Origin of the sequence: Mycolicibacter arupensis, assembly GCF_002086515.1 — a bacterium.
GTDB lineage: Bacteria > Actinomycetota > Actinomycetes > Mycobacteriales > Mycobacteriaceae > Mycobacterium > Mycobacterium arupense.
Genome location: NZ_MVHH01000020.1, coordinates 54,801 through 66,442, shown reverse-complemented (window position 1 = coordinate 66,442; position 11,642 = coordinate 54,801). Strand labels below are relative to the sequence as shown.

Genomic DNA, 11,642 nt, shown 5'->3' with positions numbered 1-11,642 from the left:
GGCGGGTAGCTGCCCTGCGGCGGGTAATCACCGGACGGGGGCGGGTAGCTGCCGGGCTGGGACGGCGGATAGTCGGTCATCTCCACCCTTTCGGATCGTGTCGGTGAACGGTGCAAACGCTACCGCAGGACAGGGACGTCAACGCCGTTATCGACGGCGTGGCCCGTCGGACAAGAAGCCCAATAGGTCATGGCGGGTGATGACGCCCACCGGTTTGCCGTCTTCCACCACCATCACCGCATCCACCTCGGCCAACGTGGTGGCGGCCACCCCGACGACCTCGCCGGAACCGATCAGTGGCAGCGGCGGTCCCATGTGCAGCGACACCGCGTCGGCGAGCTTCGCGCGACCCTCGAACACCGCCGAAAGCAACTCCCGCTCGGAGACACTGCCGGCCACCTCGCCGGCCATCACCGGCGGCTCGGCGCCGACGACGGGCATCTGCGACACCCCGTACTCCCGCAGGATCCCGATGGCGTCGCGCACCGTCTCCGCCGGGTGGGTGTGCACCAGATCCGGCAGCACCCCCGACTTGGCCCGCAGCACGTCGGCGACGGTGGCTTGGACCGTGGAACCGTCCAGCCGTGACCGCAGGAATCCGTACGAGGACATCCAGGCGTCGTTGAACAGCTTGGACATGTAGCCCCGCCCGCCGTCGGGCAGCAGCACCACCACCAGCGCGTCGGGACCGGCCTTGACCGCGGTCTCCACCGCCGCCACCACGGCCATCCCGCAGGAGCCGCCGACCAGCAGCGCCTCCTCCCGGGCCAGGCGTCGGGTCATGTCGAAGGAGTCCGCGTCCGATACCGCGATGATCCCGTCGGGAATGCTCGGGTCGTAGGCGTCGGGCCAGAAATCCTCGCCGACGCCTTCAACCAGGTAGGGCCGGCCGGTGCCACCGGAGTACACCGAACCCTCGGGGTCGGCGCCGATGATCTGCACCCGGCCCTCGGACACCTCTTTGAGGTAGCGGCCGGTGCCGGTGATGGTGCCGCCGGTCCCGATCCCGGCGACGAAGTGGGTCACCTGGCCGTCGGTGTCGGCCCAGATCTCCGGGCCGGTGGTCTCGTAGTGACTCTCGGGGCCCGCCGGGTTGGAGTACTGGTCGGGCTTTCACGCGCCCTCGATCTCCTGGACCAGCCGGTTGGACACGCTGTAATAGCTGGCCGGGTCATCCGGGGGCACCGCCGTCGGGCACACCACCACTTCGGCACCGTAGGCCCGCAACACGTTCTGCTTGTCTTCGCTGACCTTGTCCGGGCAGACGAACACGCACTTGTACCCGCGCCGCTGAGCCACCAGCGCCAGGCCCACCCCGGTGTTGCCCGAAGTCGGCTCGACGATGGTGCCGCCGGGCTTGAGTGCCCCACTGGCCTCGGCCGCGTCGATCATCTTCACCGCGATGCGGTCTTTGGAGCTGGCACCGGGATTGAGGTATTCGACCTTGGCCACCACCCGCCCCGCGCCGGCCGGGACGATCGACGTCAACTCGACCAGCGGGGTATTACCGATGAGGTCACTGATGTGGCGCGCTATCCGCATGCCTGCCATGGTGTCAGGTTATTTGTCCGGGCGGGTCAGCGAGGCTCGACGAAGGAGAGCCGAAGCTGGGCCCGCCCCATAGACACGGCGGGTCAGCGAGGCTCGACGAAGGAGAGCCGAAGCTGGGCCCGCCGCTATGCCCGAGCGACTCAGCCGGTGGCTTCGCGGATATATTCGCCGATCTGCCGCAACGATCGCGTGGCCTCGGGGACGAATGGCGCGGCGATCTGGAAGACGTGGATCTGGCCGGGCCAGACCCGCAGCTCCACCGGGACCCCCGCGGCGGCCAGCACCTTGGCGCCCAGCCGGGCGTCGTGCAGCAGCACCTCGGAGCCGGAGACGTGAATCAGGGTGCGCGGAAGTCCGGGCCGCACGTGGCGCAGCGGTTCGAGGACTTCACCGCCGTGGACGCGATCCCGCCGGGCCGCCGCCTCGATGAGTTCGACGAAGGCGTCAAATGCCTTGGGCGGGAACTCGGCACCGGTGTGGATGTTGGGATGCGCCTTCTTGGCCTCCTTGGCGATCTCCAGCAGCGGTGACATCGCGACGATCGCGGCCGGCGCCTCGTCGTCGCCTTCTTCCAACAGTCGCTCGGCCAGCGCCAAGGACAGGTAGCCGCCCGCCGAGTCGCCGGCCAGCACGATCTGATCGGGCTGATAGCCCTGGCGGCGCAGCCAGCGGTAGCCGTCGTAGCAGTCGTCGATCGCGTCGGCGATCGAGTGCTTGGGGATCATCCGGTACTCCACCACCAGCACCGGACTGTCGGCGTACTTGGACAACTTGGTGACCAGCCGGCCGTGCGTGTTGGCGCCGCAGGTGAGGAACGCCCCACCGTGCATATAGAGCACCACCCGGCGGGTGCCGTCGGCCGGCATCACGCCGGCGGCACGCACCAGCTGGGCCTTGCAGCGTGGCAGCCGGATGGTGGCGCGGATGGTGCCCGGCGCGGGCAGCACCGCCTTGGCGGCGAAGTCGAGCAGTCCGAACGGCCACGGCATGCGCGGCAGGTAGCTGCCGACCGAGAGAACCGGCCGGATGGTGGCCCGGGCGGCCAGCCACGCGAGCCGCCCTTCCATGCTGGGCGACTCCTCGAACACCTCGAGCGGCAGCCCGTCGTGGCGGCCGTGGCGGCGGGGCCGCGAAGAGGGGTAAAGGTGGACGCCGGCACGCGGCGAACTGGGAATTACGCTGGGTGCGGTCATGATGGACACTCCCTCCAGCCGGCCCGGGCCGGCACTGCCAACGCGGTACCAGTTATCGTCACACGCGAAAATTTGAGAAGAAATCTTAGGATTCGTTCCGATACTGCATTGGGTCCGCTTCGTGACCATTTCTGTTTGCTGCGGGCGGGAATCAGATCCCTAGAATTGCCCCATGGCGATCCATGCGACGCGACGGTCAGCGGTCACGCTGCTCACCGCCGGCATGGTCGCCTCCAGCGGCACTCTCTATCTCGGGGTGCGCAATCTCCTGGCCGGACAGGCCGACCGGGCGCGGCAGACCATCCCCAAGGCGTGCGCCATTCCGCCCCGCGCCGACGGCGTCTACACCGCCGACGGTGAACCGGTGCAGCGTTATCAACGCGGCATGAGCGTGGATCTGCACCTGATGATCTTCGGCGACTCGACCGCCACGGGCTATGGCTGCCTGTCCGCCGAGCAGGTGCCGGGCGCATTGATCGCCACCTCGCTGGCACAGCGCACCGGCCAGCGGATTCGCTTGAGCACCAAGGCGATTGTGGGTGCCACCACCAAGGGGCTGGCCGGCCAGGTCGATGCGATGTTCGTCGCGGGTCCGCCACCGGACGCGGCGGTGATCATGATCGGGGCCAACGACGTCACCGCCCTGCACGGCATCGCGTGTTCGGCGCAGCGGCTGCACTCGGTGGTCAAGCGTCTGCATGCCAGCGGTGCGGCGGTGATCGTGACCACCTGCCCCGACCTGGGTGCGGTCAGTGCGATCCCCCAGCCGCTGCGCTGGGTGGCCCACACCCGGGCACGTCGGCTGGCCAAAGCCCAGGCCCGTGCGGTCAAGGCCGCCGGCGGAATCACCGTCCCCTTCGCCGACTTCCGATCCCGGGAGTTCCAGCACGCACGCGAGCTGCTGTTCGCCCAGGATCAGTACCATCCCTCAGCCGCCGGCTACGCGCTGGCAGCCACCCAAGTGATCCCCGCCCTGTGTGCCGCGCTGGAGCGGCCCGATTCCCGCGTGGGGGCTCCGTCGGGCTAGATTCGCCTCTAGAACCCGATTAGAGGAGTCAGAAGTGCCTGAAGCTGTCATCGTCTCAACTGCGCGTTCGCCGATCGGCCGGGCCGGCAAGGGGTCCCTGGTCACCATGCGGCCCGACGACCTGGCCGCCCAGATGGTGCGCGCCGCCCTGGACAAGGTGCCTGCGCTGGACCCCCGCGAGATCGACGACCTGATGATGGGCTGCGGCCAGCCCGGCGGCGCCTCTGGCTACAACATCGGTCGTGTGGTCTCGGTGCTGCTCGGCTACGACTTCCTGCCCGGCACCACGGTGAACCGGTACTGCTCGTCGTCGCTGCAGACCACCCGGATGGCGTTCCACGCGATCAAGGCCGGCGAGGGCGACGCGTTCATCTCCGCCGGCGTGGAGACCGTCTCGCAGTTCGGTATCGGTGCCGCCGACGGCGCCCCCAACAGCAAGAACCCGCTGTTCGCCGACGCTCAGGCCCGCTCCGAGGCCGCCGCGGCCGGCGCCACCGAGTGGCACGACCCGCGCGGCGACGGCCTGCTGCCCGACGTGTACATCGCGATGGGCCAGACCGCCGAGAACGTGGTGCTGCACACCGGGATCAGCCGTGAGGACCAGGACCACTGGGGCGTGCGCAGCCAGAACCGCGCCGAGGAGGCCATCAACAGCGGCTTCTTCGCTCGCGAGATCTCGCCGGTCACCCTGCCCGACGGCACCGTGGTGAGCACCGACGACGGCCCGCGCGCCGGCACCACCTACGAGAAGATCAGCCAGCTCAAGCCGGTGTTCCGGCCCAACGGCACGATCACCGCCGGCAACGCCTGCCCGCTGAACGACGGTGCGGCCGCGGTGATCATCACCAGCGACACCAAGGCCAAGGAGCTGGGCCTCAAGCCGTTGGCCCGGATCGTGTCGACCGGGGTGTCGGGCCTGTCGCCGGAGATCATGGGCCTGGGCCCGATCGAGGCGGTCAAGAAGGCGCTGGCCAACGCCAAGTTGTCGGTGTCGGACATCGACCTGTTCGAGATCAACGAGGCGTTCGCGGTGCAGGTGCTGGGCTCGGCCCGCGAGCTGGGCATCGACGAGGACAAGCTGAACGTGTCGGGCGGGGCGATCGCCCTGGGCCACCCGTTCGGTATGACTGGCGCCCGGATCACCGCCACCCTGCTGAACAACCTTGCCACCCACGACAAGCAGTTCGGCGTGGAGACCATGTGTGTGGGCGGCGGCCAGGGCATGGCCATGGTCGTGGAGCGTCTCTCCTAAGTTCCTTTGCCGTTGACTCTGCGCCTACCAGGCAGAAGTGTGAGTGATCCGCCTGGTCAGCGCAGAGTCAACGGCGTTTCAGGGCATCCCAAGCGTGGCGGACGCGGCGGACCACGTCGTAGCCCCGGTGTTCGTTCAGCACCGTGATGTGCGTCCACCCCGCCTGCCGAAGGTATTCCAGACGCTCGACGTCCCTGACGAACTGCGTTCGACTGGTGCGGTGCTGGTCGCCGTCGTATTCGACCGCGAGCCTGATGTCCTCCCACCCCATGTCGAGGAAGTAGCGCGGATAGCCATCCTCGCCGGGGACCGGGATCTGGGTCTGCGGCCGGGGAAATCCGGCATCGCTGAGCAGCAGCCGCAGCCAGGTCTCCTTCGGTGACTGCGCGCCGGCGTCGACGAGGTACAGCGCGGCTTCCAGCTGGCGCAGCCCCCGAGTATGACGATGCCGCGCCGCCAGGGCAGCCACGTCCTCGACCTTGACATGCGTCGCGTTGGCCAGCGCATCCAATCTGGCCACCGCCTGACGCAACGGGCCGCGGCGGCCCAGGTCGAAGGCGGTGCGCTCGGGGGTGGTGGCGACGACGCCCGCGAGGTGCTGGGATTCGCCGTCCAGGATGAGGTCGGCGCGGGTCTTGACGCCGTGCGGGGCGCGCGCGTTGCGCCAGATCAGTTCGACGGTCGCGTCGTCGTCGATCCACTTCGCCCCGTGCAAGGCGGATGCCGCCAGGCCGGAGACCACTGCTTGGCGATGTGACCACAGCCAAGCGGCCTGCGTCCGGCGCCGGAGCGTGGGCTGGACGTACTTTTCCAGATACACGTTCGGCAGGACTGCGGTGTGGTGTTTCTCCAGCTCGTGCCAGGTGACCACCCCGGCTGCCAGTGCCTCACTACCGATGAATGGCTGCCCCATGGCGGCATGCTGCCCGGGGCCACCGACACAAAAAATTGACTCTGCGCGTACCAGGCAAAAGTGCGAGTAGCTTGCCTGGTCAGCGCAGAGTCAACGGGAAAAGCTAGCGGGTCACTCGCTCTGGAAGTAGCTGAGCAGCCGCAGGATCTCCAGGTACAGCCAGACCAGGGTGACGGTCAGGCCCAGGGCGATGCCCCAGGCGGCCTTCTCGGGCGCGCCGGCCCGGATCATCTGGTCGGCGGCGTCGAAGTCGATCAGGAAGCTGAACGCCGCGATGCCGATGCACACCAGCGAGAAGATGATGGACAGCGTGCCGCCGCTGCGCAGGCCCATGCCCGCACCGTCACCGACCCCGAACATGCCCAGCACCAGGTTGCCGATCATCAGCGCCAGCACACCGAACATGGCCGCGACGAGCATGCGGGTGAACTTCGGGGTGACCCGGATGGCGCCGGTCTTGTAGACCACCAGCATGCCGCCGAACACCCCGAAGGTGCCCAGCACGGCCTGGCCGATCAGGGAGCCGGCGTTACTGGTCCCGACCGTGACCGCCGTCAGCACGAAGGAGATGGCGCCCAGGAACAGGCCCTCGAGCACCGCGTAGCTGAGCACCACGGCCTTGTTGTCCTGCTTGCGGCCCAACGTGGCGAGCAGGACCAGGCCCAGACCGCCGAAGGCGCCGATGAAGGTCAGTGGCCCGGCCAGCGCCTGGTTGGAGGCCACCAGGAAGAAGGAGACGATCGCCGAGAGGCTCAGCACCCCCAGGGTGATGCCGGTCTTGGTGACGACGTCATCGATGGTCAGCGGGCGAGTGACCTCGCGCTGCTGATACTGCGCCAAAGACGGGTCGGCCTGGTAGGTCTGGCCCACCTGCTGAGCGGTACCGGCCATGCCGGTTCCGAACTGCGCGTAGCCGCCCTGCTGCTTGGGCAACGAACGAAATACCGGGTTGCTGGTCTCCCGCACCGTCCCGATCCTCTCCTAGGGCTGTGAAGCGAAGGCTTACGAACACTGAATCAACGTTTCCCGGACCGCCTGAGTTCCCGACGGGGTTCGGGCCGTTTGCAGCCCAAACCTTACCCGCGGACCACGGGCCGCGCCTAGGGATCTACATTGCGAAGGCGTGACAGGCGAATCTGACGGCGCGGCGAACCCCGACGTCCTGGCCCGTGTCGATAACGGCGTCGGCGTCTTGACGCTGAACCGTCCGAAGGCGATCAACTCGCTGAACCTGCCGATGGTGACGGCGTTGTCCGAGGCGCTTTCCTCCTGGGCCGACGACCCCGCGGTGACGGCGGTGGTGCTGGCCGGGGCCGGCGAGCGCGGCCTGTGCGCCGGCGGTGACGTGGTCGCGATCTATCACAGTGCCAAGGCCGACGGCGCCGACGCGCGCCGATTCTTCTACGACGAGTACCGGCTGAACGCGCAGATCGGCGGGTTCGCAAAGCCCTTCGTGTCGTTGATGGACGGCATCGTGATGGGCGGCGGCGTCGGGGTCGGGGCGCACGCCAACACCCGGGTGGTCACCGACACCACCAAGATGGCGATGCCCGAGGTGGGTATCGGCTTCATCCCCGATGTCGGCGGCACCTATCTGCTCTCACGTGCACCCGGGCGGCTCGGTGTGCACGCAGCACTGACCGGCGCACCGTTCTCCGGGCCGGACGCCATCGCCTTGGGTTTCGCCGACCACTACGTGCCACATGCAGCGCTGGAGGCCTTCACCGCGGCGATCATCGCCGACGGAGTGGACAGTGCGCTGGCGGCATACGCCGTTGAGCCGCCCCCGAGTCGGCTTGCCGCACAACGCGACTGGATCGACGAGTGCTATGCCCATGACACCGTCGCGCAGATCACGGACGCCCTGGCGGGCCACGCCGACCCCGACGCCAACGCCGCGGCCGCACTGATCGGCACCCGCTCCCCGGTCGCCTGCGCGGCGACGTTGGAGGCGGTGCGCCGGGCCGGGCGCCTGGCCACGCTGGAAGAGGTCCTCATTCAGGAGTACCGGGTGTCGTGCGCGTCGCTGCGCACCCATGACCTGGTGGAGGGCATCCGCGCCCAGTTGGTCGACAAGGACCGCAATCCGCAGTGGTCACCGGCCACGCTGGCCCAGGTGAGCCCCGCCGACATCGACAGCTACTTCGTCCCCGCCGATCCCGACCTGACCTTCTAAAGGAGTCACCATGAGCTACGAGACCATCCTCGTCGACCGCGACGGCCGCGTCGGCACCATCACGTTGAACCGGCCACAAGCCCTCAACGCCCTCAACAGTCAGGTGATGAACGAAGTCACCACCGCCGCAGCCGAATTCGACGCCGACCCCGGGATCGGCGCGATCATCATCACCGGCAGCGCCAAGGCATTCGCCGCCGGAGCCGACATCAAAGAGATGGCCGACCTCAGCTTCGCCGAGGTGTTCGCCGCGGACTTCTTCGCCGCCTGGTCCAAGCTGGCCGCGGTGCGCACCCCGACCATCGCCGCGGTGGCCGGACACGCCTTGGGCGGCGGCTGCGAACTGGCGATGATGTGCGATCTGCTGATTGCCGCCGATACCGCCAAGTTCGGTCAGCCCGAGATCAAGCTGGGTGTGCTGCCCGGCATGGGCGGCTCACAACGGCTGACCCGGGCGATCGGCAAGGCCAAGGCCATGGACCTGATCCTGACCGGCCGCACCATCGACGCCGCCGAAGCCGAGCGCTCCGGCCTGGTCTCGCGCGTGGTGCCCGCCGATGACCTGCTTACCGAGGCCGGCAAGGTGGCCGCCACCATCGCCGGAATGAGCCTGTCGGCGGCCCGCATGGCCAAGGAAGCCGTCAACCGGGCCTTCGAATCCACCCTGGCCGAAGGGCTGCTCTACGAGCGCAGGCTGTTCCACTCGGCGTTCGCCACCGATGACCAGACCGAGGGCATGGCCGCCTTCACCGAGAAGCGTCCCCCCAACTTCACCCACCGCTGAGCTGACCGGCGATGAGCACCCCCACCGCAACCACCGCGCCCGCGCCACCGGCGGCCCATGAGCCCTGGTGGGTTCGGCATTACACGTTCACCGGAACCGCGGTGGGCCTGGTGTTCCTGTGGCTGTCGCTGACGCCGTCGCTGCTGCCGCGGGGTCCGCTGTTCCAGGGCTTGGTCAGTGGCGGCTCGGGCGCGATCGGCTATGCGCTGGGGGTGTTCTCGGTCTGGCTGGTGCGCTACATGCGCTCGGAAGACACCAGCCCGCCGGCCCCGCGCTGGGCCTGGCGCGTGCTGATCCCGATCGCGGTCGTCATCCACCTCTGGGTGGTGTGGACCATCCACGGGTGGCAGGACCAGATGCGCGACCTCATGGGTGTGCCGAGGCTGGTTTGGTACAACTACCCGCAGGCCGGGGCCATCGCGGTGGTGACCCTGTTCATTCTGGTCGAGATCGGCCAGATGATCCGGCTAGTGCTCAAGTTTCTGGTGCACCAGCTCGAACGCGTTGCCCCGCCGCGGGTTTCGGCTGTGGTTGCGGTGTCGTTGCTGCTGACGCTGGCTGTGGCGGTGCTCAACGGTGTGGTGCTCAAGCAAGCCATGCACATCATGAACAGCACGTTCAGCTCGATCAACGATGAGGCCAGCCCCGACCGGGCCGCCCCGTCGACCCGGCTGCGTTCCGGTGGACCCGAGTCGCTGGCCTCCTGGGAGTCCCTGGGCCATCAGGGCCGCATCTTCGTGGCAGGTGGCCCCAGCCTGGCGCAGCTCAGCGAGTTCAACGGCGCACCGGCCACCGAGCCGATCCGCGCCTACGCCGGCCTGAATTCCGCGGACGGCATCAAGGCGACGGCGGAGCTGGCGGCGGCCGAGTTGGCTCGTACCGGTGGACTGAACCGCGCCGTGGTTGCGGTGGCCACCACCACCGGCACCGGCTGGATCAACGAGGCCGAGGCCTCCTCGCTGGAATACATGTTCAACGGCAACACCGCGATCGTGAGCATGCAGTATTCGTTCCTGCCCAGCTGGTTGTCGTTCCTGGTCGACAAGGAGAACGCCCGCCAGGCGGGCGTCGCCCTGTTCGAGGCGGTCGACAAACGGGTGCGGGCGCTGCCGGAGGCCAAGCGCCCCAAGGTGGTGGTGTTCGGCGAGAGCCTGGGCTCGTTCGGCGGCGAGGCGTCCTTCATGAGCCTCAACAATGTGCTGGCACGCACCGACGGTGCGTTGTTCTCCGGGCCGACGTTCCAGAACACCATCTGGACCGACCTGACCCTCAACCGCGATCCCGGGTCACCGCAGTGGCTGCCGATCTATCACGATGGCAGCGCCGTGCGGTTCGTGGCGCGCCCGGATGACTTGAAGCGGCCCGACAGTCCTTGGGGCGCACCGGATACCCCCAAGGTGGTGTACCTGCAGCACGCCTCCGACCCGATCGCGTGGTGGCACCCGGATCTGCTGTACCACAAGCCCGACTGGCTCAAGGAGCCCCGCGGTTATGACGTGCTGCCGCAGGTGCGCTGGTTTCCGATCGTGACGTTCCTGCAGGTCTCGGCCGACATGGCGGTGGCGATCGACGTGCCTGCCGGGCACGGCCACAGCTACGTGGCCGACGTCGCCAACGCGTGGGCGGCGATCCTACATCCAGCGACGTGGACCCCGGAGAAAACCGAACGGCTCCGACCACTGCTGCACTCCAATGCCTAGCTCCGTCGCCCGGAAGGGCTCCACCAGCTCACCGGCGGCGGCCAGGGCCTGGTAGCCGCCGATGACGTCGGTAGCCCGGTGCAGACCCAGCTCCTGTAGTGCGGCCGCGGCCAAGCTGGAGGTGTAGCCCTGCGAGCACAGGATGATCCACTGCACGTCGTCGTTCACCGCCTGCGGCAGCCGGGCGTCGCTGGTCGGATCGCAGCGCCACTCCAGCACATTGCGCTCGATCACCAGGGCGCCGGGCACCTCCCCCTCCTGGGCGCGCTGGGCGGCGGGCCGGATGTCGACCAGGTAAGCCCCGCCGCGCAGCGCCGCGGGCACCTCGTCGGCGTGCAGACGCTGCAACCGGGCCCGCGCAGACTCCAGGACGTGGTCGATGCGGCTGGTCAGCTGCGTCACGCTCATGATGCCTCCGGGTGCTGGGTGAGTTCGGTGCGCTGCCTGCGCAAAGTATTGCCCGGCGCGACGTCGTAGTAGGACATTTCCACCAAAGGCGGCGAGTAGGCGTGCACGCTCAGCGTAGGGACCGGCGCCGCGCCCGGCTCGGGTTCGGGGGCCGACGGCGCCCAGACCACGTCATGCACCCAGCCCCGGCTGAAGGCGGCCTGGTCTCCGGCGTCGAGCCGCCTGCGCGCCAGCTGGCGCCCATCCCAGTGGAACTCATCCAGGGAACCGGACAGCACGGTGAGCGCGCCCAGCGAATCGCCGTGATCGTGCAGTTCGGTGGCGTGGCCGGGCACCCAGCTGATCAGCCAGATGTCGAGCCGATCGTCGCCGTGAATGCGCGCGAACCAGCGCTGGTCGTCGGGCAGCCCGGCGGCGGGCAGCAGGTGGTTGTAGCGGCCCTGCAGCACCGCGTCGGCGGCCAGGTCGGTGGTCTGCAGGAGGTCGGGCTGTGGTAGTGAGCGCGGCCGGGAGGCCGGGCGGCGCAGCGCGATGGGATCGGCGATAACCATGGTGAGAACTCCAGAACGGATGGGGTGGATTCACGACAGGGCGGCGGCAGCGTTCAGCTGCGGCAACAACAACCCTGGAAAGCCACG

At 68.5% G+C, this 11,642-nt stretch carries 10 protein-coding genes and 1 pseudogene; 5 read left to right on the top strand and 6 right to left on the bottom strand.

All coding sequences use genetic code 11. From position 1 onward, the window contains the following. Nucleotides 1–147 precede the first annotated feature (147 nt). Nucleotides 148–1,542: pseudogene (locus tag BST15_RS11610) on the bottom strand (cystathionine beta-synthase). Nucleotides 1,543–1,691: 149 nt separating this feature from the next. Then, nucleotides 1,692–2,744: an alpha/beta hydrolase gene (locus BST15_RS11605; protein ID WP_046189008.1), complete on the bottom strand. Its 1,053-nt coding sequence runs from the start codon at nucleotides 2,742–2,744 to the stop codon at nucleotides 1,692–1,694. Between the two features lie 172 nt (nucleotides 2,745–2,916). Here BST15_RS11605 and BST15_RS11600 point away from each other — a divergent pair, with 172 nt between their 5' ends. Further along, complete coding sequence (locus BST15_RS11600) at nucleotides 2,917–3,771, top strand: SGNH/GDSL hydrolase family protein (protein WP_046188982.1); 855 nt, start codon at nucleotides 2,917–2,919, stop codon at nucleotides 3,769–3,771. 34 nt (nucleotides 3,772–3,805) lie between these two features. Beyond that, entirely contained in the window at nucleotides 3,806–5,023 is a 1,218-nt protein-coding gene (locus BST15_RS11595) for an acetyl-CoA C-acetyltransferase (protein WP_046188983.1), read from the top strand. Between the two features lie 67 nt (nucleotides 5,024–5,090). Here the strand turns inward: BST15_RS11595 and BST15_RS11590 are convergent, their stop codons facing one another. Both BST15_RS11590 and BST15_RS11585 read right to left on the bottom strand, forming a co-directional pair. Further along, complete coding sequence (locus BST15_RS11590; RefSeq protein WP_046188984.1) at nucleotides 5,091–5,936, bottom strand: endonuclease domain-containing protein; 846 nt, start codon at nucleotides 5,934–5,936, stop codon at nucleotides 5,091–5,093. A 111-nt stretch (nucleotides 5,937–6,047) separates the two neighbouring features. Beyond that, complete coding sequence (locus tag BST15_RS11585; protein ID WP_046188985.1) at nucleotides 6,048–6,902, bottom strand: Bax inhibitor-1/YccA family protein; 855 nt, start codon at nucleotides 6,900–6,902, stop codon at nucleotides 6,048–6,050. 157 nt (nucleotides 6,903–7,059) lie between these two features. On the opposite strand from BST15_RS11585, the gene BST15_RS11580 reads away from it, so the two are divergent. The 3 genes from BST15_RS11580 to BST15_RS11570 are packed head-to-tail and all read left to right on the top strand — an operon-like array spanning nucleotide 7,060 to nucleotide 10,596. Further along, nucleotides 7,060–8,112 (top strand): enoyl-CoA hydratase/isomerase family protein, encoded by a 1,053-nt coding sequence (locus BST15_RS11580; protein WP_046188986.1) that lies wholly within the window; start codon nucleotides 7,060–7,062, stop codon nucleotides 8,110–8,112. Between the two features lie 10 nt (nucleotides 8,113–8,122). After that, a complete protein-coding gene (locus BST15_RS11575) occupies nucleotides 8,123–8,896 on the top strand; it encodes an enoyl-CoA hydratase (RefSeq protein WP_046188987.1) in 774 nt (257 codons plus the stop codon). A gap of 11 nt (nucleotides 8,897–8,907) precedes the next feature. Continuing rightward, the gene (locus BST15_RS11570) at nucleotides 8,908–10,596 is read left to right on the top strand and encodes an alpha/beta hydrolase (protein WP_046188988.1); all 1,689 of its coding nucleotides are present in this window, start codon (nucleotides 8,908–8,910) and stop codon (nucleotides 10,594–10,596) included. Here the strand turns inward: BST15_RS11570 and BST15_RS11565 are convergent. Beyond that, a complete protein-coding gene (locus tag BST15_RS11565; RefSeq protein ID WP_046188989.1) occupies nucleotides 10,528–11,004 on the bottom strand; it encodes a rhodanese-like domain-containing protein in 477 nt (158 codons plus the stop codon). The two genes, BST15_RS11570 and BST15_RS11565, sit on opposite strands and share 69 nt — an antisense overlap. Beyond that, nucleotides 11,001–11,555 (bottom strand): cysteine dioxygenase, encoded by a 555-nt coding sequence (locus BST15_RS11560; RefSeq protein ID WP_046188990.1) that lies wholly within the window; start codon nucleotides 11,553–11,555, stop codon nucleotides 11,001–11,003. Before BST15_RS11560 ends, BST15_RS11565 begins: the two co-directional genes overlap by 4 nt. Nucleotides 11,556–11,642: the final 87 nt, after the last annotated feature.